This window comes from Phenylobacterium sp., assembly GCF_019636135.1.
GTDB lineage: Bacteria > Pseudomonadota > Alphaproteobacteria > Caulobacterales > Caulobacteraceae > Phenylobacterium.
The window spans coordinates 1-23,173 of record NZ_JAHBYD010000042.1; the positions used below are offsets into that span (position 1 = coordinate 1).

A 23,173-nucleotide genomic window follows, 5' to 3' on the forward strand; every position below is an offset into this window, starting at 1 on the left:
CGCCCTTGGAACTTCGGCTCGCGCTTCTCCATGAAGGCCTTCATGCCCTCCAGGGAGTCCTCGGTCCTGAGCAGCGGCAGGAGCTGCAGGAACACGTGGTGGACGTGCTCGTCGAAGCCCTCCGACAGCCCCATCCGCATCAGCCGCTTCGAGGCCTGCACCGCCAGCGGCGCATTGGCCGCGATCTCCAGCGCCAGCTTGCGCGCCTCGGCCGCCACCTGGTCGGCCGGGACCGCCCGCGAGGCCAGGCCCAGCTCCACGCACTCGGCGGCGGAGAGCGTGCGGCCGGTGAAGATGATCTCCGCGGCCTTCGACCAGCCCAGCAGCCGCGGCAGGATCCACGTGCCGCCGCTCTCCGGCACGATGCCGCGCTTGGTGAAGGCCGCCGCCATCTTCGCGCCCTCGGCCATGATCCGGATGTCGCAGCCCAGCGCCGTGTCCATGCCGTAGCCGGCCGCCGAGCCGTTCAGCGCGCAGATCGTGGGCGTGCCCAGGTTGAACAGCACCGTCGGCGGCGTGGCCCGCAGGTCGATGTCGGTCGAGGTCGAGGCGCCCTCCAGCCCGGTCGAGCCCTTGGTCGCCCCGCCCAGGTTCAGCCCGGCGCAGAACGCGCGGCCGGTGCCGGTCAGGACGATGCAGCGCACGTCGCGGTCCCGGTCGGCCTTCAGCAGAAGCTCGGCGAGCTGGTTCAGCATCGGCCCCGAGATGGTGTTCATCCGCTCGGGCCGGTTGAAGGTGATCGTCGCGATATGCTCGCTGACCTCGTAGAGCACCTCGTCCTGGTCTGCGGTGACGGCGCTGTCGGCCATGGGGATCCTCCGATTTTGGACGAGCCTACCCCATCCGCGAGCTTCCGCAGAGGCAACAGCCTCCTCTCCCCCGAGCGAAGCGAGAGAGGGAGAGGGTAGGGAGAGGGCGGCGCCTTCGAACGGGCCATCTCAGGCGGTTCCCCGAATGGACGCGGCGCCGCCGGCGTGACCTGAGGCATCGGCCGAAACGTCCCTGCGTCTGGCGCCGCCCTCTCCCAGCCTCTCCCTCTCGTCGCGCCTGCGGCGCGCGGGGGAGAGGAGGTCACCCGTCGATCAACGCCCGCGCGCGGCGGAACACCGCCTCGAACATCTCGCCCGTCAGCCGCCCCGTGTTCGTGTTCAGCCGCGAGCAGTGGTAGCTGTTCAGCACCGTGTAGGGCCCCGCCGGGAACTCGGTCCCGTGCCCGGCGATCCCCGCCGACGCCTTCAGCCCCAGCGCCCTGAGCACGTTCCTCCGGGACACGTCGCCCAGCGTCACGATCACCTTCAGCCGGGGCAGGGCGGCCAGGCGCGCGGTCAGGAACGGCCGGCACGTGGCCTCCTCGACCGTCTCGGGCTTGTTCCCCGGCGGCGCGCACCGCACGGCGTTGGTGATCATGCAGTCGACCAGCGCGAGCCCGTCGTCCGGCCGCGCCTCATAGGCCCCGCGCGCGAACCCCGTCTTCAGCAGCGTCTCGTAGAGCATCCACCCCGCGCCGTCGCCGGTGAACGGCCGCCCCGTCCGGTTGGCCCCCATCCGCCCCGGCGCCAGGCCCACGACGCACAGCGCGGCCTGTTCGTCGCCGAACGACGCCACCGCCCCGTTGAAGCCCCCCGGCACGCTGATCCTGTTCGCCTCGCGATACGCCACCAGCCGCGGGCACAGCGGGCAGTCAGCGGGCGCCTCCGGAGGCGTCGAGAGCTCGACGCTCATCTCCTCTCCCCCGAGCGAAGCGAGAGAGGGAGAGGGCAGGGAGAGGGCGGCGCAGGCTGTTCGTTCGTCATCATATGGTGGATCGAGGTCCCACGGCGGGCGCTCGCCGAAAGGCTGAAGTCGCCCAGCCGCCCTCTCCCTGCCCTCTCCCTCTCGCTGCGCGGGGGAGAGGACCTAGTGGCCGGCATCGGCGTCGCGTTCGACATGGTGGTCGCGGTTCTCGGAGATGAACTTCGGCAGGCGCGCGGGCCGCCCGATCATGTCGGCGAGGTCCGCCAGGTCCACGAAGCTGTCGGCCTGCCGGCGCAGGTCGTCGCTGACCATCGGCGGCTGGCTCTTCACGGTGGAGACCACGGTCACCCGCGCCCCCTTGCGCTGCACCGCTTCCACGAGCTTGCGGAAATCCCCGTCGCCCGAGAACAGCACCATGTGGTCGGCGTGCTCGGCCATCTCCAGCATGTCGACGGCGATCTCGACGTCCATGTCGCCGCGGAAGCGCCGCCGCCCGCTGGCGTCGGTGTACTCGCGCGCCGGCTTCGTCACGAGCCGGTAGCCGTTGTAGTCCAGCCAGTCCACCAGCGGCCGGATCGGCGAGTACTCCTCGTTCTCCACGAGCGCGGTGTAGTAGTAGGCCCGCACCAGCACCGAGCGCTTCTTGAACTCCTCGAGCAGCTTCCGGTAGTCGATGTCGAATCCGAGGTTCTTCGCGGCCGAATAGAGGTTCGCCCCGTCGATGAACAACGCCAGCCGGTCCGTGGGGTAGAAGGTCATCGCCACTCAAATCCCAATGGCCGAGATGGACCTGCAGAACGCCGTCGTCGTCGCGCTGGGAAGCAATCTCCCGGGCCCCTACGGTTCGTCGGAAGCCCTCCTGGAGGCGGCGCTGGCGAGGTTCCCGCAGGTCGGCCTGAAAATCCTTGCGCGGTCGTCCTGGTGGCGCTCGGCCGCCTGGCCCGATCCCGATGGCCCTGAGTATCGCAACGGCGTCGCGCTTGTCGAGGCGAACGCCGGCCCCGCCGGCGTCCTGGCGGCCCTGCTCAGGCTGGAAGCCGAGATGGGCCGCGACCGCGGGGCCAGGAACGCGCCCCGCACCCTCGACCTCGACCTCATCGCCCACGGCCGCGACGTCGTCGACGGCCCCGGCCTCATCCTCCCGCACCCCCGCGCCCACGACCGCCTCTTCGTCATGGGCCCCCTGGCCGAGATCGCGCCGGGGTGGGTGCATCCGGTCCTGGGCGCGACCGCCGCCGAACTGGCGGCCTCGGCCCGCATCGGCCGCGACGCGACGCCCGCGCCATAGAAATGTCGGCGCCGCCCGCGTTCGCGCGTCCTCGACCCGGACGGCGCCCTTCCGGCGACCGCTGTAGGAGATTTCCATGCGCTTCATGATCATCCGCAAGGGCGACGCCGAGACCGAGGCGGGAACCCTGCCCACCGCCGACCTGGCCGAGGCCATGATGCGTCACCACGAGGAGATGGGCCGCGAGCTCAGGATCCTCGGGGGCGATGGGCTGAAACCGACCTCGGCCGGCGCGCGGGTGAAGTTCCGCGGGGGCAAGCCGTTGGTGACCGACGGCCCGTTCACCGAAACCAAGGAGATCATCGCCGGCTACACCCTGGTCGAGGCCGACTCCCTGGAGCAGGTGCTGGCCTGGGCCCGGCGCTGGCCCATTCTGGACGGCCATGGCGAGGTCGAGCTTGAAATCCGTCCGCTTTGGGAGATCGAGGACTTCGGCGACGCCTTCTCGCCCGACCTGAAGGCCGAGGCCGAACGGATCATGGGCGGGAGCTGAACCGCCGGATGTGCGGCTGGCCTGGGGCCAATCCACATTCATCGCGCGCTCCAGCGGCCCTTCGCCCCGTGCGGAGGAAGGGCTTGCCCCGCTGGCGCGTCAGCGCCGCGAATTCGACACCAAGCCCACCAAGGTCACGAAGAGGCTGGCGTCGCCCTTGGCGCGCTTGGCGCCCTTGGTGGTTCGAAACGACAGCGCCTGCGGCGCGCAGAGAGCCGCCGGCTCATCCCTCGGAGACCGGGCCTTCGGTCGAATGTGGATTGGTCTTAGTTGTCGGCCCCCCGCGGGTCGCCGGCGGCCAGCCGACCGCCCTCGATCCACGCGCGGGCCGCCGGCGTGAACTTCGCCGTCGAGAGGCGGTCGAAGCGGGCCAGGTCCTCGCCGGTCAGCGCCGCCTTCCAGCGGCCGTTGGTCCCCTTGTTGAGGAACGTCTGGCTCCCGCCCTGGAACATCACCTCCACCGTGGGCAGCAGGTCCGGCCCCTGCGCCTTCATGGCGTCGAAGCCTGCGGCCGCGGCGATCTCGGCCACCGTCGCGGCCGGCGTGTCGATCTCCAGGAAGTCCGAGATGCGCGCGATCTCGCCGGCCAGGTCGGCCTTGAGGTCGTTGTAGTGGACCAGCAGCAGGTTGGGCCGCGCCCGCTCGCGCCAGTAGGTCATCTCGAACTCGAAGAACGAGAGGTCCGTCAGCGGCTGCGGCCCGGCCTCGGCCTCGTCCATCCAGTTGAGGTAGAAGTCGCGCGGGTCCTCGGGCGTCTCGGGCGGGGCCGGCGCCGGCGCGTCGGCCGGCATGCCGAGTTCGGCCATCAGCTCCACCGCCGCGCCGCCCACCTTCTCGTGCGCCGTGTCGGTGAAGCTGCGCATGTGGTTGTGGAACGAGAAGCAGGCGTCGCGGCCGTCGCGCGCCACGTGGACGTACTTCACCGCGTCGTAGACCGGCAGGCTGTCGAAGGGCAGGTGGCTCTTGATCGCGCGGCGGTGGGTCTGGCCCTCCAGCGTCGCTAGGTCCTCGGCGACCGGCGCGAAGAAGGTCGCGTCCAGCCAGGGATAGAGCTCCATGATCGTCCTGGGCGCCGTGGACTGGTGGATCAGCATGTCGACGATCCGCTGCGTCCAGGTGGTGCCGCACTTCGGGTAGGTCGCCACCACGATGTCGCCGGGCCGAGGCCGGAATCCGTCCCAGCGGCGGCTGTTCATCAGCACCGTGCGATAGGGCCGCGTGGGCGCGCGTTCGAGCGTTGGCATCCGTCCCCCTCCGTCCTGCGGCCACGCTTAATCGAACATCGGTTTGTCGAGCGAGTCGCTAGGAGATGGGGCGCATGGCGTCCGGCGTCGCTGGCGAGCCGGTGGTGCGACCTATGCGGCGTTGCACAAAAGCGCCCCGGCCTCTATCTTGTGCGGTTCTACCTCCCCGCCGCTCCGAGAGATTGAATGGCCCGCGTCACCGTCGAAGACTGCATCGAGAAGGTCCCCAACCGCTTCAGCCTCGTGCTGCTGTCGGCCCATCGCGCCCGCGCCATCTCGGCCGGCTCGCAGCTCATGGTCGACCGCGACAACGACAAGAACCCGGTCGTGGCCCTGCGCGAGATCGCCGACGACGTGGTCGACGCCGAGGAGCTCAAGGAAACCCTGATCGGCACGCTGCAGCGCGTCGACGAGCGTTCGGAAGCCGAGGAAGAGGCCGAGACCCTCGCCCTGCTGGCCGATCCGACCCACATGCAGATGAGCGAGCTGGAACTGGTCCGCGCCCTGCAGAGCGACCGTGACGGCGGCCAGGAGGAGCGGTACTGAGCCCCGAAGGCGCAGAACCCCTCCTGCAAGAGGCGGCGGCCACGCCCGTCGCCCCATCTAAAGACGCTCCGATTTCCGCCCCGCCCGTCCCGCCGGTTTCCGGGACGCCGCGGCCGCGCATGCTCCGCCAGTTCGAGCTGATCGAGAAGGTCCGCTCCTACGAGCCCACCGCCGACGAGGCGCTGCTCAACCGCGCCTACGTCTACGCCATGCGCCAGCACGGGTCGCAGAAGCGCGCGTCGGGCGACCCCTACTTCGCCCACCCCATCGAGGTGGCGGGCATCCTCACCGACTACCGGCTCGACACCGAGACCATCGTCACGGCCCTGCTGCACGACGTCATCGAGGACACGGACGCCACCCGCGAGAAGGTCGAGGAGCTGTTCGGCGCCGAGGTGGCCGAGCTGGTCGAGGGCGTCACCAAGCTCTCCAAGCTGGAGCTCTCCCAGGAACATCTCCGCCAGGCCGAGAACCTGCGGAAGTTCATCCTCGCCATCTCGAAGGACGTCCGCGTCCTGCTCGTGAAGCTCGCCGACCGCCTGCACAACATGCGGACGCTGCACTTCATCAAGCAGGCCGCCAAGCGCGAGCGGATCGCGCGCGAGACGCTGGACATCTACGGCCCGCTTGCCCGCTCCATCGGCGTCCACCGCATCTGCGAGGAGCTGGAGGAACTGGCCTTCGCCCACCTGAACCCGGTGGGCCGCAACGCCATCCTGCGCCGCCTGGAGGTGCTGCGGGCCGAGCAGGGCGGGGCGGTCTCGGCCGTCACCCAGGAGATCACCTCGCGCCTGGAGGCCGCCGGCGTGCCCGCCCGCGTCTACGGCCGCGAGAAGAGCGCATACTCGATCTGGCGCAAGCTGCAGCGGAAATCCATTGGATTCTCTCAGCTTTCCGACATCTACGCCTTCCGCGTCATCACCGACACGGAGGAGGATTGCTACCGCGCCCTCGGCGTCATCCACCGCGCCTGGCCCTCCGTGCCCGAGCGGTTCAAGGACTTCATCTCGACGCCTAAGCGCAACAACTACCGCAGCCTGCACACCACCGTGGTCGGCTACCGCGGCATGCGCATCGAGATGCAGATCCGCACTGAGGCCATGGACCAGGTGGCGGAGGAGGGCGTGGCCGCCCACTGGCGCTACAAGAACGAGAACTACGGCTTCGACGCCGAGCACCAGAAGGCCGCAGGCGGCCGCGACCCGCTGGTCAACCTGCGCCACCTCGTCCAGGTGCTGGAGCACGGCGGCGACGCCGAGGAGCTTGTCGAGCACGCCAAGCTGGAGATGTACCTCGACCAGGTGTTCGTCTTCACGCCGAAGGGCCAGTTGGTCAGCCTGCCGCGCGGGGCCATGCCGCTCGACTTCGCCTACGCGTTGCACACCGACATCGGCGACACCACGATCGGCGCGAAGATCAACGGCGAGCTGAAGCCGCTCAGGACCACGCTCTCCAACGGCGACGTGGTCGAGGTGATCCGCGGCGGCAAGCCCGTGGTGCCGCCCGACTGGCGCTCGCTCACCGTCACCGGCCGCGCCCGCAGCGCCATCCGCCGCCACATCCGCCAGACCGAGCGCGAGGAGTTCATCCGCCTCGGCCGCGCCACCGTCGACCAGATGTTCGAGGCCGCCGGCAAGAGCCGCAAGGACGTCTCGCTGCGCCCGGCCTGCGAGCGCTTCGCCGTCGCCAGCGAGGACGAGCTGTTCGACGCCGTCGGCCGCGGCCGCGCCTCGCCGGCCCAGGTGCTGGAGACGGTCTTCCCGGGCCTCAAGGCCGCCGAGCGCGAGGCCGCGACGGCGCGCCGCCACATCCAGGACGGCAAGGGCGCGCGGCTCTACGTGCGCGGCAGCGGGCTCACCCCCGGCGTCACCCTGCACTTCGGCGAATGCTGCTCGCCCGTGCCCGGCGACCGCATCGTGGGCATCCTGGAGAACGACGGCCGCGGCCTCACCGTCCACACCATCGCCTGCGAGAAGCTGGCCGAATACGAGGACCGCGAGGAGCTCTGGCGCGACCTGCAATGGACGCCCGAGGCCGAGCGCAACGCCACCGCCCGCGCCCGCCTCACCGCCACGATCCGCAATGCGCCCGGCGTGCTGGGGCAGGTCTGCACCATCATCGGCGAGGCCGGCGGCAACATCGTGGGCCTGCGCATGCACCACCGCCAGAGCGACTTCTTCGACGTGGACATCGACGTCGACGTCATGGACGCGAGACACCTCACCCACATCTCCGCCGCGCTCCGCGCCAATCCCAGCGTGGAAGAGGTCGAGCGGACGAAGGGGTAGTCCCCCTCCTAAGTGTCATCCCGGTTTCGCCGCAGGCGAAGACCGGGACCCAACCCGCCGGTGCTCTGAGCTAACCGGCATGGCCCCGACCTCCGGGGCCGCCCTCCCGCAATCGACGCACCGGACGGTTGGGTCCCGGTCTTCGGCTTCGCCAAAACCGGGATGACAGCCGTGTTTCAGGATCGCGGGGACGGAGCGCGGCGCCTGGCCTCAGTCCCCCAGCAGCACCACCCCGGTCACCGCCTCGCGGTGGCGCACTTCGTCCTGCCACTGGGCCAGGATGCGCTTCAGGATGTAGGGCGGGACCCAGTCGTAGGCGTCGCCGCCGCCGTTCTCGAGGAACAGCGGGGTGATCGAGCTGTAGTTCTGCTCGATGAGCGCCTCGCAGAAGGCGCGGATGGTGCGCTGGTCGGTGATCGCCGGCTCCATCCGCGGCTCCTCGGCCAGGCGGCCGCCCACGGGCGCCCAGAGGCGCGGGTAGGGCTGGTCGCAGGCCACGCCCTTCAGGCGCGCGCAGCCGCTGAGGTTGAGGCGCAGGTGGCCCAGGCCGCCGGCCGGGGTGTCCATCAGCAGGAACGCCAGGTCCACCGACAGGATCATGCGCGACGGCGTCGCCCAGGCGGTCAGCCGGAATCCGGTGTCGATCGACGGGCCCACGAACTCGCGGGTGATCGTCGCGCCGTAGGGATAGGCGTACCACTCGTCGCGGATCTCGGACTGCACGATCAGCGGATCGCGCGCGCTGTCGTCCAGCGGGCCGAAATTGCCGCGCCGGAAGAAGATCTCGGCGTTCGGCGCCGGGAACAGACCGATCCAGGCCGTTGATTTCACGTCGAGATGCTCGTCGGCCTCGACGATCGTGGCGCGGTAGCGCTCCAGCGCCGCCAGCCACACGTACATGAGCGCGTGGGCCTCGTTCGGGCTCGTCATCTCGCAGACGTAGAGCAGCTCGTCGCCGTTGCTCTTCCAGAAGGTGGGCGGGGTCAGGGCCGGGTTGTGCGCCTCGGCGAAGGCCGCGTGTTCTTCCTTAAGAATGAAATCGAAGTCACGGTAGAAATTCAGGATTTCCGGACGCCAGACCGTGCGCGACTGCTTGTAGCGGGTGGCGTCCACCAGGTCGGCGCTGAAGAACAGCCGCACGCGCGGCTTGAGCCCCTCCGGGAAGTCCCCCGGAAAGTTCCCGCGCTCGCCCGGCGCCATCGCGCTTCTCGGCGGCTGTATGCCCGCACCATCGGCCATGCCCGAGCTTTACCGGCCACGGGCTAACGAGGGGTTTCGATCCGGCCGAAACGCGCTTGTGTCCACGGGCGCGGGGCAGGACCTTTCGACGCAGGCAAAACCGGACTATCTGGCCCCCATGAACACCGAAGACGTCCTCGAAGAGTTCCGCGGCGCGGGCGCGCTGCGCGAAGGCCACTTCATCCTGGCCAGCGGCCGCCATTCCCCGATGTTCCTGCAGAAGAACCTGGTCTTCCAGTACGCCGACCGCACCGAGCGGCTCTGCAAGGCGCTGGCGGAGAAGATCGTCGCGCGCTTCGGCAAGCCGGACGTCATCGTGGCCCCCGCGGTCGGCGCCATCATCCCCGGCTACGAGGTGGCCCGCGCGCTGGGCGTGCCCTCGATCTACGTCGAGCGCGAGGACGGCCGGTTCAGGCTGCGCCGCGCCTTCAGGATCGCGCCGGGCGCCAAGGTGGTCGTCGTCGAGGACGTGATCACCACGGGCGGCAGCTTCCGCGAGGCGGTGGAGCCGATCGAGGCGGCCGGCGGCCAGGTCCTCTGCTGCGCCTGCATCGTCGACCGCTCGGGCGGCAGGGCCGACGTCGGCTGGCCGCTAGTGGCGCTGGCCACCGTCGACGTCCCCAGCTACGCCCCCGACGAGATCCCGCCCGACCTCGCCGCGCTCCCGGCCGAGGAGCCCGGCTCGAAGAGGCTGAGGGGATGAGGGGCGCTAGCGTCTCCTCTCCCCCGCGAAGCGAGAGGGAGAGGGTCGGGAGAGGGCGGCTCGGCCTGTCCGCGGCCGGGGTGGTTGACCGAGGATTCCGGCTGAACCGCGCGGGCCGATCCCGCCACCGGCGCCGCCCTCTCCCGACCCTCTCCCTCTCCGCTTCGCGGGGGGAGAGGAGAAGCGAGGGAACATCGCGATGACCCGCCTCCGACTCGGCGTCAACATCGACCACGTCGCCACCGTCCGGAACGCGCGCGGCGAGGGCTACCCCGATCCCGTGCGCGCCGCCGAGGCGGCGCTGGCCGCGGGCGCGGACGGGATCACCGCCCACCTGCGCGAGGACCGCCGCCACATCTCCGACGCCGACATCGACGCGCTCGCCGCCATCTGCCGCCGCCGCGGCCGGCCGCTGAACTTCGAGTGCGCCGTGACGCCCGAGATGGAGGCCATCGCGCTCGCCCATCGGCCCCACGCCGCCTGCCTCGTGCCCGAGCGCCGCGAGGAGGTGACCACCGAGGGCGGCCTCGACGTCGTGCGCGGGCGGAACGCCATCGCCCCCGTCGTGCGCCGCATGGTCGAGGCCGGCATCCGCGTGTCCATGTTCATCGACGCCGACGAGGCCCAGGTCGCCGCGTCCCAGGCGGTCGGCGCGCAGGTCGTGGAGCTGCACACCGGCGCCTACTGCGAGGCCGTCCGCGAACGCCGCCCCCAGGCCGACGCCCTGCTGCGCAACCTGAAGGCCGCCGCCGCCAAGGCCCGCGAACTGGGCCTGGAGGTCCACGCCGGCCACGGCATCGACTACGAGACGGTGAAGCCCATCGCGGCCATCCCGGAGCTCGCCGAGCTCAACATCGGCCACTTCCTGATCGGCGAGGCGATCTTCATCGGCCTCGGCCCCGCCATCGGCCGCATGCGCGCGCTGATGGACGAGGCCCGCAGCCAGGTGGCCGCATGATCCTGGGTCTCGGCTCCGACCTCTCCGACATCCGCCGCGTGCAGGCCTCGCTCGACCGCTTCGGCGACCGCTTCAGGCAGCGCGTCTTCACCGAGGTCGAGCGCGTGCGCTCCGACCGCAAGGCCGACGCCGCCGCCAGCTACGCCAAGCGCTTCGCCGCCAAGGAGGCCTGCGCCAAGGCGCTGGGCACCGGCATCCGCCGCGGCGTCTTCTGGCGCGACATGGGCGTCGTCAACATGCGCTCGGGCCAGCCGACCATGGCGCTCACCGGCGGCGCGGCCGAACGCCTGGCCGAGATGACCCCGCCCGGCATGCGCGCCGTCATCCACCTCACGCTCACCGACGATCACCCCTACGCGCAGGCCTTCGTCATCATCGAGGCGTTGCCGGAGGACTGAGTTCCGTCATGCCTTCGCCACGAACGCTGTTCATTTGACGCTCATCGGCGATGTCCCATATGCCTGCTCCCCGACTGGGGAAGCGTCACCGTTCCGGAAGAGCCTGAATGCCGAACCTGAAGTCCATCGTCCTCGCCGCCGCCCTGGCGGCCGCCGCCGCTGTTCCGGCCGGCGCGGCCGAGCCGTCGCTGTTCGGCGTCTGGAAGAACCCCAAGAACTCGGTCCACGTCGATATCCGCCCGTGCCCGCAGGGCGCCTGCGGCTATGTGATCTGGGCGACCGAGAAGGCCAAAGCCGACGCCCGCGAAGGCGGCACCAAGGAACTGATCGGCCTGCAGTTGTTCCGCGAATTCCAGCCGAAGAAGGCCGGCGTCTGGCAGGGCAAGGTCTTCATCCCCGACCTCAACCGCACCTTCACGGGCAGCGCCGAGCCGCTGGACGGCCGCACCCTGCGCGCCAAGGGCTGCCTCTTCGCCAACGTCCTCTGCAAGAGCCAGACCTGGACGCGGGTGGAGAGCTGAGCCCCGCCCTCCCTCCCGAACGTCATCCCGCGACTTGTTCGCGGGACCCATGAACACGGGAAGGCGCGGTGATCCGCAGCGTCGCCGTTCGAGCCTTTCCCGGCGTCGTCGGCGCGTATGGGTCCCGCGGACAAGCCGCGGGATGACGTAGCTAGTGCTTCCCGCGCTTCGCCAGGTGGAGCGCGCCGGCCAGGACGCCGCCGACCGCCAGCCCGACCACCGCCGAGAGCAGGGCGGTCACGATCCAGCTCACCGCCCCCGCCAGCGCGGCCGGCGAGGCGTGGCCCGCGGCCCCGGCCGCATGCTCCACCCACGCCGGCACGGGCGTGAGGTGGTATTCGTGCAGGCCGTGGACGACGATGCCGCCGCCCACCCACAGCATCGCCGCCGTGCCGATCGTCGCCAGGCCTCCCAGCACGGCCGGCATCGCCTTCACCATCCCGCGGCCCAGCGCCCGGGTCGACGCCAGCGGCCGCTTCGAGAGCGCCAGGCCGATGTCGTCCATCTTCACGATCAGGCCGACCACGCCGTAGACGCCGAGGGTGATCGCCAGCGCCACCACCGCCAGCGAGGCGGCCTGGACGCCCAGCGGCTGGTCCTCCACCTGGCTGAGCGAGATCGCCATGATCTCGGCGGACAGGATGAAGTCGGTGCGGATCGCGCCCGTCACCTTCTGCTTCTCGATCTCGCGTGACGACAGCGCGAGTTCGCCCGGCTCGTCGCCGACCTCCTCGTGGTCGAAGGACTCCAGGGTCTTCTCGGTCGCCTCGAAGCAGAGGTAGGCGCCGCCCAGCATCAGCAGCGGCGTCACCAGCCACGGCGCGAACGCCGACATGAGCAGCGAGGCCGGCAGCAGGACCAGGAACTTGTTGGCCAGCGATCCCAGCGCGATCTTGGCCACGATCGGCAGTTCGCGGTCGGGCGTGAAGCCCATGGCGTAGCTGGGGGTGACGGCGGTGTCGTCCACCACCACGCCCACGGCCTTGGTCCCCGCCTTGCCGGCCGCGGCGCTCACGTCATCCAGCGAGGCCGCCGCCAGCTTGGCGATCGCGGCCACGTCGTCCAGCAGTGCGGCCAGTCCGGACGCCATCGGTGAGGTCTCCCGTCGGGCTTCCCTTCGACCGCACTTCGACGACGCACGTCAAGCCGCGCGCCGGGCGGCCGTCCCCATGCTAGGATCGCAGGCAGGTTCCGCCGGAGAACCATCGGGGAGACGTCACAATGCGCATCATCATCGCCGCCGCGGTCCTGGCCCTCGCCACCCCCGCGCTGGCCGACACCATCGACGAGGTCACCACCAAGGGCATCGTCCTCAACGTCCAGGGCATGGACATCGACGTGACCTACACGCCCGACGGCAAGTTCACCGCCATGGACGGCCAGGTCACCGGGGAATGGCGCCGCGACGGCGACAAGCTCTGCACCAAGTCCAACTTCGACCCGAACGAGAGCTGCGTCGAATATCCCAAGGACAAGGCGTCGGGCGACAGCTTCGAGGTCACCGGCCCCGCCGGCGCGGCCACCGTCAGGATCAAGTAGCGGCGTCCAGCCGACCGACCTTGGGGGTCCTGCCGATGTCCGAAGTCGCTGTGCGTCAGCCCCCGCCGGGCTTCGTCGAGACGCCCAGGCCGCCGCTCGCCGGGCCGGAGAAGCTGGTCGGCCGCGTCGAGCAGGTGGTCATCGACCGCCCCTTCGCCCAGGTGGTCGCCGCCGTCGACGCGACCCCGCTCAGCGCGCGCCACCCGGCCGCCTCGGGCCTGCCGGGCGTCGCCGACACGCTCGCGCTGAACCCGCAGGGCTTCGGCCCCGTCGGCGGCCGCCACCTCGTCTTCCTCACGGACGGCACGACGGTGATCGAGGAGGTGATCGAGAACACCCGCACCGACGCCGCGTGGCGCTTCCGCTACCAGGTCTGGGGCTACACCACGCCCGCCGCCAGGCCGCTGCGCTACGGCCTGGGCGACTTCCACTACGTGGCGGAGGGCGACAGGACGCGGCTCGCCTGGACCTACAGCTTCGAGCTGAAGGGCGACCGGTTCCCGGGCTTCCTGGGCGCGGGCCTCGGCGGCGCCCTCCTGAAGCTCGCCTTCCTCGACGGCCCCTACGCCCGCTGGATGCGCGCCGGCCTCGCCGCCATCAAGGCGGCGGCCGAAACCTGACCCCACCCCCGCTCATCCCCCCGCATGCGGCAGGGCGATTGCATATGGATTCGGGCGGCCGAAAGGCCGTCAGTCGAACCGCAGAGATCGCAGAGATACGCAGAGGATTCCGGTGGATCCGCGACCCTCTCTGCGTGTCTCTGCGATCTCTGCGGTTCATGAATCGGGCGGACGAGCCGCCCACAGGCCATATGCAATCGCCCTGCCGCATGCGCGGGGATGAGCGGGCTTTGAAGGGGTGCGATCAGGCCCCCCGCCTTGGCCGTCATCCGAGCGAATCCGTGAAATCCGTGAAATCCGTGGTTCCAGATGATCGAGCCCCCGCTGGCGCGGCGGGACTCCTTCGCGCCTTTCGTGTCTTCGGGGTTCAGCCTCTTCCCGCGCCCGATCGTCGCCTGTCGCAATGTTCACGGGCGCCGAACTTGCTCATGGGTCGGGGAGCGGCTAGCAAACACCCGCGCCGGGACGCCGGGGCGCGATCAGGGATTCCCATGAGCGAAGACGTGCAGAACGCGGAGGCGAAGGAGCCCGGCGCGGTCCAGGAGCTGGTGGAGATCGTCAAGACGATCGTCTACGCCCTGCTCATCGCGCTCGTCCTGCGCATCTTCCTGTTCCAGCCGTTCACCATCCCGTCGGCCTCGATGGAGCCCAACCTCTACGAGGGCGACTACATCATCGTCTCGAAGTGGTCCTACGGTTACTCGCGCCACTCGATCCCGTTCAGCCCGCCGCTGTTCAAGGGCCGCATCCTCGACCAGCAGGCCAAGCGCGGCGATATCGTCGTCTTCAAGCTGCCCAGCGACGGCCACACCGACTACGTCAAGCGCGTCATCGGCCTGGGGGGCGACCGGGTGCAGGTAAAGCAGGGCCTGCTCTACGTGAACGACGAGCTGGTCCAGCGCGACATGCTCTCGCCGATCCAGACCGACACCGGTTACGGCGTGCGCGAGATCGCCCGCTTCCAGGAGACCCTGAAGACCGGCAAGAAGTACGTCACCCAGGACTTCGGAACCGACGGCGAGCTCGACAATACCGAGGTCTTCGTGGTGCCCGAGGGCCACTACTTCATGATGGGCGACAACCGGGACAACTCGTCCGACAGCCGCGTGCCGCCCGCCCTGCAGGGCGTGGGCTTCGTGCCGGAGGAGAACCTGGTGGGGAAGGCCCAGATCATCCTGCTCTCCTGGAAGCCGGAAGCCTCGATCTTCAAGCCCTGGACCTGGTTCCTCGACTCGCGGCCGAGCCGGTTCTTCAAGATCCTCAAGTGAACGCGCGCAACGCCGCGGTCGAGGCGCTCGAACGCAGCATCGGCCACGTCTTCGCCGACCGCGACCTCCTGGAGCGTGCGCTGACCCACGCCAGCGTCGGCGACGGCGCGCGCGAGGTGCGCCACAACGAGCGGCTGGAGTTCCTGGGCGACCGGGTGCTGAACCTCTGCGCCGCCGAGCGGCTGATGGCGCTGGACCCCGACGCCCGCGAGGGCGACATGTCGCGCCGCCTCGCCGCGTTGGTGAACTACCACGCCTGCGCCCGCGCCGCCGAGCGCTGCGGCCTGCCGCCCGCCCTGCGCCTGTCGGCCAGCGCCACCAAGGTGGGCGCGCGCAGGTCCGACGCGGTGCTGGGCGACGCCTGCGAGGCCCTGATGGCGGCGCTCTACATCGACGGCGGCCTGGAGACGGCCAAGGCCTTCTTCGAGAGGTTCTGGTCCGAGGAGTTCGCCGGCCTCGACGCGCCGCGCGCCAAGGACCCCAAGACCCAGCTCCAGGAGTGGGCGCAGGGGCTCGGCCTGCCGCTCCCGTCCTACGAGGTGGTGACCCGCAGCGGCCTCGCCCACGCGCCGGTCTTCACGGTCGCCGTCCGCGTCCAGGGGTTTGGCGAGGAACGCGGGGAGGGCGGTTCGCGCCAGGCCGCGGAGAAATCCGCCGCCACCTCCATGCTGCTGAAGCGCGAGGGCGTCGAGTCCGAGGCGGACAACGAGACATGACCCGGAAAGCCGGCTTCGCGGCCATCATCGGCGCGCCCAACGCGGGCAAGTCCACGCTCACCAACCGCCTCGTGGGGGCGAAGGTCTCGATCGTGACCCAGAAGGTGCAGACCACGCGCTTCCCGGTGCGCGGCGTGGCGCTGGCCGACGACGCCCAGATCGTGCTGGTCGACACCCCCGGCATCTTCGCGCCGCGCCGCCGCCTGGACCGCGCCATGGTCCGCGCCGCCTGGGGCGGGGCCGAGGACGCCGACGCCGTCGTCCACCTGGTCGACGTGCCCGCCCAGCTCCACGACAGCCCCGCCGACCGCAAGGCCCAGGCGGACGTCGAGGCCATCGTCGAGGGCCTGAAGACCGCCGGCAAAAAGGCCATCCTCGCCCTCAACAAGATCGACGGCGTCAAGCGCGAGGACCTGCTGGAGGTCTCGCAGACCCTTTTCGGAACCGGCGCCTACGACGAGGTCTTCATGATCTCGGCGAAGACCGGCGACGGCGTCGACGACCTCAAGGCGCGGCTCGCCGGCCTCATGCCCGAAGGCCCCTGGCTCTACCCGGAGGACCAGACCGCCGACCTTCCGGCCCGCCTGCTGGCCGCCGAGATCACCCGCGAGAAGCTCTACCTGCGCGTCCACGAGGAGCTGCCGTACTCGGCCGCCGTCGAGACCACCGCCTTCGAGGAGCGCAACGACGGCAGCGTCCGCATCGAGCAGACCATCTACGTCGAGCGCGAGAGCCAGCGGCCGATCATCCTCGGCAAGGGCGGCCAGACGCTCAAGTGGATCGGCCAGAAGGCCCGCGAGGAGCTCACCGACCTCCTCGACCGCCGCGTCCACCTCTTCCTGCACGTCACCGTCGACGAACGCTGGGCCGACAAGCGCGAGTTCTACGGCAGCGTCGGCCTCGACTTCGACAGCTAATTCCGCTCATCCCGGCATTCGCCCGGCATTCGCCGGGATGAGCGGGTGTCGGGACGCGCCTCGCGCGAGTGGCTCTCGCGCCGGGCGAGCCCGTCCTTGTCCGCCGGGCGCGTTCGATGGACAACAGCGGCCATGGGCCGGATGACGAATCCCAGCCAGGACGTGGAAGGCGCCGAGCCGACCAACTACGAGCGGCTGCTCGCGGCCTGCTATGAGGACATGCGCCGCGTCGCCCGCGCCATCATGGCCGGCGACAGCATGCGCCAGCGCATGCAGCCCACCGACCTCGTCAACGAGGCCTCGCTGCGCCTCATCCAGTCGATGCCGGGCAAGGTCCACGACCAGGGCCACATGCTGGCCATGGCCGGCCGCACCATGCGCCGCGTGCTGATCGACGAGGCCCGCCGCGCCCGCGCCGCCAAGCGGGTCGTCCCGCCGATCCTCACCCAGTTCCCCGGCGGCGCCCGCGAGGACGTGATCGGCGTCGAGGACCTCGACGGGGCGATGGAGGCGCTGGCCGCCTTCTCGCCCGAGCATGCGCGCATCGTCGAGCTGCGCTTCACGCTCGGCCTCACGGTCGAGGAGACCGCACGGGCCACCGGCATGCCCGAGCGCACGGTGAAGCGCCGCTGGGCCGGCGCCCGCGCCTGGCTGCTCGACTACCTTGCCGCTGGAGCCTGAGCGCGAACGCCGCGCCATGGCGCTGTTCGAGCGCCTGAGCGAGCGGCCCGGCGACACGCGCTACCGCAGCCGCCTGCTGGCCCGCTTCGACCCCGCCGTCGTCGCCCGCGTCGAGGCCCTGGAGCGCACCTCGCGCAGCGCCAGCCGCGTCATGCCCACAGAAGGCCCCGAGCCGCTCGGCCCCTCCGGTCCGCCGCCCGAACAGGTGGGCGTCTTCCGCCTCGTGGAGCGGATCGGCGAGGGCGGCATGGGCCAGGTCTGGCGCGGCCAGCGCGCCGACGGCCTGTTCGACCAGACGGTGGCGGTGAAGCTGGTCTGGAGCCATCTGGCCCCGCTCGCCGCCGGCCGCTTCGCCGAGGAGCGCCGCATCCTCGCCCGCCTCGAACACCCCAACATCGCGCGCCTGATCGACGGCGGCGTCCTGCCCGACGGCGGCGCGCCCTACCTCGTCATGGAGTATGTCGCCGGCCGCCCCATCGACGAGGCCGCGCCGGGCCGTCCGCTGCGCGAGGTCGTGGCCCTGTTCGTCCAGGCCGCCCAGGCGGTGCAGTTCGCCCACGGCTGCCTGATCGTCCACGCCGACCTCAAGCCGTCGAACATCCTGGTGGACGGCGAGGGCCGCGTGCGCCTGCTCGACTTCGGCATCGCCCGCCTGCTGGGCGAGGAAGGCGATGGCGTCTTCCCGATGACGCCCGACTTCGCCAGCCCCGAGCGGCTGGAGGGCGCCGCGCCCGTGGTCGCCGACGACGTCTTCGCCCTCGGCGTCGTGCTGGCGGGCCTCATCGACGGGCGCGGCGACGCCGACCTCGCCGCCATCGCCGCCAAGGCCCAGGCGCCCGCGGCCGCCGACCGCTACGGCAGCGTCGCCGACCTGATCGCCGACCTCGTCCGCTGGCAGGGCGGCTTCGGGGTCCTGGCGCGGGCGGGGGAGGGCGTCGCCTATTCGGCCCGCAAGTTCGTCGCCCGCCACCGCTGGGGCGTCGGGCTGGTCACCGCCACCATCCTGGTCCTGGCGGGGTCAACCGTCGCGGCCACCGTCAGCTACTACCGCGCCGAGACGGCCCGCGCCGAGGCCCGCGCCCGCTTCGAGCAGGCCCGCGGCGCCGCCCGCTACCTGCTGTTCGACCTGGGCGACCGGCTGGAGCGCCAGCCGCGCTCGCTGGAGCTGCGCAACGAGGCCGCCCGCGTCTCGCAGACCTACCTCGACCGCCTGGCGCGCACCCGCGACGCGCCGCTGGAGGTCCGCGAGGAGTCGGTGCGCGGCCTCCTGCGCCTGGCCGAGGTGCAGGGCCGGCCCGGCCGCGCCAACCTCGGCGACACCAAGGGCGCGCAGAAGAACCTCGCCACCGCCTATGCGCTGGCCCGCGACATCCCCGGCGCCGCCGGCCGGCTGCTGCGCGCCCGCGCCCGCCTCGACCAGGCGCACATCACGGTGATGATCGACAACGACTTCCCGGCGACCGAACGCTACCTGGCCGAGGCGCGCGACCTGATCTTCGATTCCGCCCAGCCGATCCCGGCCTTCCAGCGCGACTGGTACGCCGAGATGGCGGCGCTCCGCATCTGGCAGGGCCGCCACGCCGAGGCGCTGACCGCCGCGCGCCAGGGGCTGGCCGCGCCCACGCCCGCCGATCCCCGCGAGGCGATCCTCAGTGCGGCCGTCCTGGAGGACTCCCTGGCCGAGGCCACCTACTACGCCGAGGGCTCGGGGCCGGCGATCGCGCCCTACCGCCGCCGCATGGCGCTGCTGGAGGAGGCGGCCCGCCGCTGGCCCGACGATCCCACGGTCATCCGCCAGTTGCCCCGTGCGCGCTGGGCGCTGGGCACCACGCTGCTGGACGCGGGTGCGTTCAAGCAGGCCGAGCCGATCCTGGCCCGCGGCGTGGCCGAGGCCCGCGCCGTGGCCGAGGCCGAGCCCGACGACTACGACGCCGCGCGCGCCTCGGGCATGCTGGACAACGCCTACGGCCAGGCGCTCTCGGCGCTGGGCCGCCCGGCCGAGGCCGCCGATCTGCTGGCGCGCGTGGTGGAAACGCGGCGGCGACTGATGCTCGCGCACGAGGGCGTGCCCATCTACGTCCGCGACTACGCCGTCGCCGTCGCCGCGCTGGGCGACGTGGAGGCCCGCGCCGGTCGCATCGCGCTCGCCTGCCAGCGCTATGACGCCGCCGACGCGGCGTTCGCCGAGCTCCAGCGCTCCGGCCGCTACGCCGCCCTCGACGACGGCGGCTCGCTCAAGCTGCTGCGGCAGGCCCAGGCCCGCCACTGCGGACAAGGGGTCGGGCGCCGTCCGGATGGTTGACGGACGGCGCCCAAGAGGACCGCGGCGGCTCCAGGGTGAACCGGCCCCGCGGCCCTTCGTCCGGGTTCAGGCGAGGGCGAGCTTGCCGCCGTCCTGCCCGCGCCGCCGGCGCAGCATCGCGCCCGCGCCGCCGAAGCCCAGGATCATCAGCGCCCAGGCGCCCGGCTCGGGCACGCCGGCCGTCCGGTCGCTGACCTGATAGCTCACCGTGATCGAGTTGACCTGGTAGGGCTCGGCCAGGTTGATCGTCCCGCGCGCCGTCAGCGTGGTGAAGTAGAGGGGCTGGCCCGACTGGCCGTAGATGAAGCTGGTGCAGTTGCTGCAGCCGGCCTGCACCTCGGGCGCGCCGTCGAACGAGAAGAAGCCGTCCGACATCGCCGACGTCGGCTCGGCGCCACCCGAGATGTCGGCGAAGTTCAGGCCGAAGAACATCTCCTGGCGCAGCGGCACGATGAACGGGAACAGCGGCCCCGACGTGATGTTCACCGTCACTTCCACGGTGTCGCCGTCTTCCAGGATGAAGGGGTCGAAGCCGGTCAGCTCCAGCGCGCCGGTGTCGTAGTCGCGGCCGTTGAACGTGAAGCTGTTCGTCGTGGTGTCGAACGCGCTGCCACTCAGGTTCAGCACGTAGTTCGCCGCCTGCGCCGGCGCGGCGGCCAGGGCGAGGGCGGAAACAGCGCCCGCAAGGGCAGTCTTCCAGGACAGGTTCATTGCAGCCTCCCAAAACACGAACACGGGTGTGGTCGCTTGGGGATGCGCAGGCCCGCCGGAAACGGGGCCACCCGGCCGGAAACTTTTTTCGAGGCCGCCTACGCGGCGGCCCGGCGGTTCTCCCGCACCACCTGCATCCGGTAGACCGCGATCAGGTCCTTCAGCCCGTCCAGCGCCGCGTCGTGGGCCGCGCGCTCGGCGCCGGCCTCTGGGGGCTGGATTTCGTCGGCGGGCGCCCACAGCTTGAGGCGATGGAATTCACCGACGACGCCTTCGTGCTCGGCGCCCGCGCCCATGGCGAGAACGGCGCGATCGTCGACCTGCTGACCGCCCGGCATGGCCGCTGGGCCGCCCATGTCGCCGGCGGCGCCTCCCGGCGCATGCGGCCCCACATGCAGGCCGGCGCCCGCGGCCTCGTCCGCTACCGCGCCCGCGTCGCCGAGCAGCTCGGCTCGGCGACCCTGGAGCCCCAGGGCGAGGGGCCCGCCGCGCTCTTCGACGATCCGCTGGCGCTGGCCGGCATAGCCGCCGCCGCCGCCGTGACCGCCGGGGCGCTGCCCGAGCGGGAGCCGCATCCGGGGGCCTTCCTCGCCTTCGAGGCCCTCAGCGCCGCCCTCCTGCACCCGGAGATCTGGCCCGCGGTCTTCGTCCGCTTCGAGGCGGGCCTGCTGCAGGACCTCGGCTTCGGCCTCGACCTCTCCAGGTGCGCCGCCACCGGCGCCGTCGACGACCTCGTCTACGTCAGCCCCCGCACCGGCCGCGCCGTCAGCCGCGAGGCGGGCGAACCCTACAAGGACCGGCTCCTCGCGCTGCCGCCCTTCCTGCTCGCCGCCCAGAGCGGGCTTTCGGCGGGCGACATCGCCGCCGGCCTCGACCTCACCGGCCATTTCCTGGAGGCGAACATATTCGGCCCGCTCAACCGGCCCCTGCCGCCCGCGCGCGTCTGGCTGCTGGAGCGCCTGCGCGAGGCCGGTCGGCTGTAGCGAGAAGTTGGGCGCTATCGCCTTCAGCAGGTAGACCGCCACCGCGCCCGCCAGCGGGACCGCCGAGACCGCCAGCGCGCTCGCCACCGCCTGGCCGGGCAGCGGCGCGCCCATCAGCACCGACAGCAGCACCGCCGCCGCCTCGCTGACCGTCAGCGCGAAGGCGGCCGTCAGCACCTCGTCGGCCGGCGGCGGACCCTCGCGCCGGCGCCGCGCCCCCAGCGTGTGCAGCGCCAGCGCCACCGCCGGCGCCAGCAGCCCCGCCGCCCACAGGCCCGCGTCGTGCGCCGCCCCCTCGTGCGTCACCGCCCACGCCACCGCCAGCATCGCCGCCGGCCCCGCCGCGGCCAGCGCGAACCAGGCTCCGACATTCAGGCGCGGCGGGGCTGCCAATTGCATATGGCGAAGCTTGCCCGCCGCGTTGAACGCCGGGTTACGGCGAGTGCTTAATTCCCGGATCCCCCCTGCGACCGAATCGCCCCTCCGGGCCCCGCCAGCGCCGTGGGCGTGAGCGGGGTCGCCGATGTCTTGACATTGTCGGGCATGTCTCCCACGTTGGTTCGGAGAGGCCCGCCATGCCCGCGACCACGCGCTCCGAGAAGCTCGACCTGCGCATCGCGCCTCAGGACAAGCAGGTCCTCCGCGAGGCGGCCAACGCCAGCGGCCGCACGCTCGCGCAGTTCGTCCTCGAGAGCGCGATGGCGCGCGCGCAGGAGACCCTGCCGGACCGGCAGGCCTTCGGCCTCGACGCCCAACGCTGGGCGGCCTTCCAGGCGGCGCTCGATGCGCCCGTCCGCCCGGCGCCGCGGCTGGCCCGCCTGCTCGGAGAGCCCAGCGTCTTCGAATGACGGGCAAGCCCGCCATCGAGAAGCTCCGGCAGGACCATCCCGTCGACGCCTTCGATTGCGGGAAGGACCCGCTCAATCGCTTCCTCGCCCGCCATGCGCTCCAGAACCAGCAGATGGGCGCGTCGCAGACCTATGTGGCGGTCAGCGACGGCCAACTCATCGGCTACTACACCCTGGTCTTCGGCGAGGTGGCGCCACCGGAGGCGCCGGAGCGCCTCAGGAAGGGCGCTGCGCAGTACCCCGTGCCCCTGATGGTCCTCGCGCGCCTGGCCGTCGCGACCGACCGCGCCGGCCACGGCGTGGGCTCGGGCCTCCTCAAGGACGCCATGCTCCGCACCCTCCAGGCCGCCGACATCGCCGGCCTCCGCGCGCTCGCGGTCCATGCCAAGGACGACGAAGCCCGCGCCTTCTACGAACACTTCGACTTCATCGCCTCACCCACCGACCCGATGCACCTCTTCGTCCTCCTGAAAGACGTGCGCGCGCTCCTGGGTGGTCCGGGCTGATGCAGCGTGATCGCATAGGGCCTTTGGACGGCTCGTCCGCCCGAGTCATGAACCGCAGAGATCGCGGAGACACGCAGAGAGCTCACGGATCCACCGGAATCCTCTGCGTGTCTCGCGATCTCCGCGGTTCGACTGACGGCCTTCCGCCGCTCGCATCCGTATCCGATCGCCCTGCGGGCTGACGGATGAAGGGTCGCGCTGAGCCGGCGAGCCTTCTGCGCGCCGCAGGCGCCGTCATTCGGAACCACGAACCCACACGAAAGCACACGAACGGGCCGCAGGTGATCGCAGCGCCCGGATCGTCCCGGACGCGTTCGTGTGTTTCGTGTGGGTTCGTGGTTGAATCAAGACGACGCCGACGCGCCATCGACGCCGAAAGCCCCGTCACCGACCCGTTGTAGGTCGGCGTTCCGATCAGCAGTTTCACGGGCGAGTCCTCGGTCGGAGGGGGCTTCAGAGCCGGGACCCAGGAGGGCCAGGCTCCGAGCTTGAACCCCTGGGTCCCGGCTCTGCGGGCCGCAAGCGGCCCTCCGGCCGGGATGACAGCGCATTTTCATCAACGCCTCAGCGCGGCGGCCACGGGCGCCGGTTCGGGGAGGGCGAACCTGAAGGGGATGCGCACCACGCCGCCGTTCGTGTCCACGCTGTTGCGGTCCTTCTCCCTCATCCG

At 71.3% G+C, this 23,173-nt stretch carries 26 protein-coding genes; 18 read left to right on the forward strand and 8 right to left on the reverse strand.

What is annotated here, in order from left to right:
* The 3 genes from KF737_RS20945 to KF737_RS20955 all read right to left on the reverse strand — a co-directional run.
* Positions 1-809, reverse strand: an 809-nt coding sequence (locus tag KF737_RS20945) for an enoyl-CoA hydratase-related protein (RefSeq protein WP_296459955.1), incomplete at its 3' end; no start/stop codon positions are given.
* A 262-nt stretch (positions 810-1,071) separates the two neighbouring features.
* Positions 1,072-1,722 (reverse strand): uracil-DNA glycosylase, encoded by a 651-nt coding sequence (locus KF737_RS20950; RefSeq protein WP_296459958.1) that lies wholly within the window; start codon positions 1,720-1,722, stop codon positions 1,072-1,074.
* A gap of 174 nt (positions 1,723-1,896) precedes the next feature.
* Entirely contained in the window at positions 1,897-2,493 is a 597-nt protein-coding gene (locus tag KF737_RS20955) for an NYN domain-containing protein (protein WP_296459961.1), read from the reverse strand.
* A gap of 16 nt (positions 2,494-2,509) precedes the next feature.
* Here KF737_RS20955 and folK point away from each other — a divergent pair, with 16 nt between their 5' ends.
* Together folK and KF737_RS20965 are read left to right on the forward strand one after the other, a co-directional pair.
* Positions 2,510-3,022, forward strand: coding sequence for a 2-amino-4-hydroxy-6-hydroxymethyldihydropteridine diphosphokinase (gene folK, locus KF737_RS20960; protein WP_296459964.1), 513 nt, complete (start codon positions 2,510-2,512; stop codon positions 3,020-3,022).
* Between the two features lie 76 nt (positions 3,023-3,098).
* A complete protein-coding gene (locus KF737_RS20965; RefSeq protein ID WP_296459967.1) occupies positions 3,099-3,515 on the forward strand; it encodes a YciI family protein in 417 nt (138 codons plus the stop codon).
* Positions 3,516-3,781: 266 nt separating this feature from the next.
* Here the strand turns inward: KF737_RS20965 and KF737_RS20970 are convergent, their stop codons facing one another.
* Positions 3,782-4,759 (reverse strand): sulfotransferase domain-containing protein, encoded by a 978-nt coding sequence (locus KF737_RS20970; RefSeq protein ID WP_296459971.1) that lies wholly within the window; start codon positions 4,757-4,759, stop codon positions 3,782-3,784.
* Positions 4,760-4,945: 186 nt separating this feature from the next.
* Here KF737_RS20970 and rpoZ point away from each other — a divergent pair, with 186 nt between their 5' ends.
* Positions 4,946-5,305, forward strand: coding sequence for a DNA-directed RNA polymerase subunit omega (gene rpoZ / locus KF737_RS20975; protein ID WP_296459976.1), 360 nt, complete (start codon positions 4,946-4,948; stop codon positions 5,303-5,305).
* A gap of 119 nt (positions 5,306-5,424) precedes the next feature.
* A complete protein-coding gene (locus KF737_RS20980; protein WP_296459980.1) occupies positions 5,425-7,593 on the forward strand; it encodes a bifunctional (p)ppGpp synthetase/guanosine-3',5'-bis(diphosphate) 3'-pyrophosphohydrolase in 2,169 nt (722 codons plus the stop codon).
* A gap of 210 nt (positions 7,594-7,803) precedes the next feature.
* Here KF737_RS20980 and KF737_RS20985 read toward each other — a convergent pair whose 3' ends face one another.
* Positions 7,804-8,832, reverse strand: a complete 1,029-nt coding sequence (locus KF737_RS20985; RefSeq protein ID WP_296459983.1) for a hypothetical protein — start codon at positions 8,830-8,832, stop codon at positions 7,804-7,806.
* Between the two features lie 118 nt (positions 8,833-8,950).
* On the opposite strand from KF737_RS20985, the gene pyrE reads away from it, so the two are divergent.
* From pyrE to KF737_RS21005, 4 genes are all read left to right on the forward strand, one after another.
* The gene (pyrE, locus tag KF737_RS20990) at positions 8,951-9,535 is read left to right on the forward strand and encodes an orotate phosphoribosyltransferase (protein ID WP_296459985.1); all 585 of its coding nucleotides are present in this window, start codon (positions 8,951-8,953) and stop codon (positions 9,533-9,535) included.
* Between the two features lie 199 nt (positions 9,536-9,734).
* Positions 9,735-10,493, forward strand: coding sequence for a pyridoxine 5'-phosphate synthase (locus KF737_RS20995; RefSeq protein ID WP_296459991.1), 759 nt, complete (start codon positions 9,735-9,737; stop codon positions 10,491-10,493).
* On the forward strand, positions 10,490-10,891 hold the full coding sequence (acpS, locus tag KF737_RS21000; protein WP_296459994.1) for a holo-ACP synthase: 402 nt from the start codon (positions 10,490-10,492) through the stop codon (positions 10,889-10,891). Before KF737_RS20995 ends, acpS begins: the two co-directional genes overlap by 4 nt.
* Before the next feature lie 107 nt (positions 10,892-10,998).
* A complete protein-coding gene (locus KF737_RS21005; protein ID WP_296459997.1) occupies positions 10,999-11,412 on the forward strand; it encodes a DUF2147 domain-containing protein in 414 nt (137 codons plus the stop codon).
* A 151-nt stretch (positions 11,413-11,563) separates the two neighbouring features.
* Here the strand turns inward: KF737_RS21005 and KF737_RS21010 are convergent, their stop codons facing one another.
* Positions 11,564-12,502, reverse strand: coding sequence for a DUF808 domain-containing protein (locus KF737_RS21010; RefSeq protein WP_296460000.1), 939 nt, complete (start codon positions 12,500-12,502; stop codon positions 11,564-11,566).
* A 131-nt stretch (positions 12,503-12,633) separates the two neighbouring features.
* On the opposite strand from KF737_RS21010, the gene KF737_RS21015 reads away from it, so the two are divergent.
* The 7 genes from KF737_RS21015 (at position 12,634) to KF737_RS21045 (ending at position 19,455) form a co-directional block, all read left to right on the forward strand.
* Entirely contained in the window at positions 12,634-12,951 is a 318-nt protein-coding gene (locus KF737_RS21015) for a hypothetical protein (RefSeq protein WP_296460003.1), read from the forward strand.
* Positions 12,952-12,986: 35 nt separating this feature from the next.
* The gene (locus KF737_RS21020) at positions 12,987-13,571 is read left to right on the forward strand and encodes an SRPBCC family protein (protein ID WP_296460006.1); all 585 of its coding nucleotides are present in this window, start codon (positions 12,987-12,989) and stop codon (positions 13,569-13,571) included.
* A gap of 491 nt (positions 13,572-14,062) precedes the next feature.
* Complete coding sequence (lepB, locus tag KF737_RS21025; protein ID WP_296460010.1) at positions 14,063-14,839, forward strand: signal peptidase I; 777 nt, start codon at positions 14,063-14,065, stop codon at positions 14,837-14,839.
* The gene (gene rnc, locus KF737_RS21030) at positions 14,836-15,555 is read left to right on the forward strand and encodes a ribonuclease III (protein WP_296460013.1); all 720 of its coding nucleotides are present in this window, start codon (positions 14,836-14,838) and stop codon (positions 15,553-15,555) included. Before lepB ends, rnc begins: the two co-directional genes overlap by 4 nt.
* A complete protein-coding gene (gene era, locus KF737_RS21035; protein ID WP_296460016.1) occupies positions 15,552-16,472 on the forward strand; it encodes a GTPase Era in 921 nt (306 codons plus the stop codon). The genes rnc and era overlap by 4 nt, the downstream gene beginning before the upstream one ends.
* A gap of 132 nt (positions 16,473-16,604) precedes the next feature.
* Entirely contained in the window at positions 16,605-17,153 is a 549-nt protein-coding gene (locus KF737_RS21040) for an ECF-type sigma factor (protein ID WP_296460017.1), read from the forward strand.
* A 16-nt stretch (positions 17,154-17,169) separates the two neighbouring features.
* Positions 17,170-19,455, forward strand: a complete 2,286-nt coding sequence (locus tag KF737_RS21045) for a serine/threonine-protein kinase (protein ID WP_296460020.1) — start codon at positions 17,170-17,172, stop codon at positions 19,453-19,455.
* A gap of 66 nt (positions 19,456-19,521) precedes the next feature.
* Here KF737_RS21045 and KF737_RS21050 read toward each other — a convergent pair whose 3' ends face one another.
* On the reverse strand, positions 19,522-20,166 hold the full coding sequence (locus KF737_RS21050) for a PEPxxWA-CTERM sorting domain-containing protein (protein WP_296460022.1): 645 nt from the start codon (positions 20,164-20,166) through the stop codon (positions 19,522-19,524).
* Positions 20,167-20,264: 98 nt separating this feature from the next.
* A complete protein-coding gene (locus KF737_RS21055; protein WP_296460025.1) occupies positions 20,265-20,462 on the reverse strand; it encodes a hypothetical protein in 198 nt (65 codons plus the stop codon).
* Between KF737_RS21055 and recO the strand changes: the two genes are divergently transcribed.
* The 3 genes from recO (at position 20,418) to KF737_RS21070 (ending at position 22,503) form a co-directional block, all read left to right on the forward strand.
* Positions 20,418-21,149 (forward strand): DNA repair protein RecO, encoded by a 732-nt coding sequence (gene recO, locus KF737_RS21060; RefSeq protein WP_296460028.1) that lies wholly within the window; start codon positions 20,418-20,420, stop codon positions 21,147-21,149. The genes KF737_RS21055 and recO overlap by 45 nt on opposite strands.
* A gap of 575 nt (positions 21,150-21,724) precedes the next feature.
* A complete protein-coding gene (locus tag KF737_RS21065) occupies positions 21,725-21,997 on the forward strand; it encodes a DUF1778 domain-containing protein (protein ID WP_296460031.1) in 273 nt (90 codons plus the stop codon).
* Positions 21,994-22,503, forward strand: a complete 510-nt coding sequence (locus KF737_RS21070; RefSeq protein WP_296460033.1) for a GNAT family N-acetyltransferase — start codon at positions 21,994-21,996, stop codon at positions 22,501-22,503. The genes KF737_RS21065 and KF737_RS21070 overlap by 4 nt, the downstream gene beginning before the upstream one ends.
* Positions 22,504-23,173: the final 670 nt, after the last annotated feature.

What these genes read in the sequence shown, in the direction of transcription:
- KF737_RS20950 (WP_296459958.1), bottom strand. Translation starts at nt 1,722, where the DNA reads ATGAGCGTCGAGCTCTCGACGCCTCCGGAGGCGCCCGCTGACTGCCCG.
- KF737_RS20955 (WP_296459961.1), bottom strand. Translation starts at nt 2,493, where the DNA reads ATGACCTTCTACCCCACGGACCGGCTGGCGTTGTTCATCGACGGGGCG.
- folK (WP_296459964.1), top strand. Translation starts at nt 2,510, where the DNA reads ATGGCCGAGATGGACCTGCAGAACGCCGTCGTCGTCGCGCTGGGAAGC.
- KF737_RS20965 (WP_296459967.1), top strand. Translation starts at nt 3,099, where the DNA reads ATGCGCTTCATGATCATCCGCAAGGGCGACGCCGAGACCGAGGCGGGA.
- KF737_RS20970 (WP_296459971.1), bottom strand. Translation starts at nt 4,759, where the DNA reads ATGCCAACGCTCGAACGCGCGCCCACGCGGCCCTATCGCACGGTGCTG.
- rpoZ (WP_296459976.1), top strand. Translation starts at nt 4,946, where the DNA reads ATGGCCCGCGTCACCGTCGAAGACTGCATCGAGAAGGTCCCCAACCGC.
- KF737_RS20980 (WP_296459980.1), top strand. Translation starts at nt 5,425, where the DNA reads ATGCTCCGCCAGTTCGAGCTGATCGAGAAGGTCCGCTCCTACGAGCCC.
- KF737_RS20985 (WP_296459983.1), bottom strand. Translation starts at nt 8,832, where the DNA reads ATGGCCGATGGTGCGGGCATACAGCCGCCGAGAAGCGCGATGGCGCCG.
- pyrE (WP_296459985.1), top strand. Translation starts at nt 8,951, where the DNA reads ATGAACACCGAAGACGTCCTCGAAGAGTTCCGCGGCGCGGGCGCGCTG.
- KF737_RS20995 (WP_296459991.1), top strand. Translation starts at nt 9,735, where the DNA reads ATGACCCGCCTCCGACTCGGCGTCAACATCGACCACGTCGCCACCGTC.
- acpS (WP_296459994.1), top strand. Translation starts at nt 10,490, where the DNA reads ATGATCCTGGGTCTCGGCTCCGACCTCTCCGACATCCGCCGCGTGCAG.
- KF737_RS21005 (WP_296459997.1), top strand. Translation starts at nt 10,999, where the DNA reads ATGCCGAACCTGAAGTCCATCGTCCTCGCCGCCGCCCTGGCGGCCGCC.
- KF737_RS21010 (WP_296460000.1), bottom strand. Translation starts at nt 12,502, where the DNA reads ATGGCGTCCGGACTGGCCGCACTGCTGGACGACGTGGCCGCGATCGCC.
- KF737_RS21015 (WP_296460003.1), top strand. Translation starts at nt 12,634, where the DNA reads ATGCGCATCATCATCGCCGCCGCGGTCCTGGCCCTCGCCACCCCCGCG.
- KF737_RS21020 (WP_296460006.1), top strand. Translation starts at nt 12,987, where the DNA reads ATGTCCGAAGTCGCTGTGCGTCAGCCCCCGCCGGGCTTCGTCGAGACG.
- lepB (WP_296460010.1), top strand. Translation starts at nt 14,063, where the DNA reads ATGAGCGAAGACGTGCAGAACGCGGAGGCGAAGGAGCCCGGCGCGGTC.
- era (WP_296460016.1), top strand. Translation starts at nt 15,552, where the DNA reads ATGACCCGGAAAGCCGGCTTCGCGGCCATCATCGGCGCGCCCAACGCG.
- KF737_RS21040 (WP_296460017.1), top strand. Translation starts at nt 16,605, where the DNA reads ATGGGCCGGATGACGAATCCCAGCCAGGACGTGGAAGGCGCCGAGCCG.
- KF737_RS21045 (WP_296460020.1), top strand. Translation starts at nt 17,170, where the DNA reads ATGGCGCTGTTCGAGCGCCTGAGCGAGCGGCCCGGCGACACGCGCTAC.
- KF737_RS21050 (WP_296460022.1), bottom strand. Translation starts at nt 20,166, where the DNA reads ATGAACCTGTCCTGGAAGACTGCCCTTGCGGGCGCTGTTTCCGCCCTC.
- recO (WP_296460028.1), top strand. Translation starts at nt 20,418, where the DNA reads ATGGAATTCACCGACGACGCCTTCGTGCTCGGCGCCCGCGCCCATGGC.
- KF737_RS21055 (WP_296460025.1), bottom strand. Translation starts at nt 20,462, where the DNA reads ATGGGCGCGGGCGCCGAGCACGAAGGCGTCGTCGGTGAATTCCATCGC.
- KF737_RS21065 (WP_296460031.1), top strand. Translation starts at nt 21,725, where the DNA reads ATGCCCGCGACCACGCGCTCCGAGAAGCTCGACCTGCGCATCGCGCCT.
- KF737_RS21070 (WP_296460033.1), top strand. Translation starts at nt 21,994, where the DNA reads ATGACGGGCAAGCCCGCCATCGAGAAGCTCCGGCAGGACCATCCCGTC.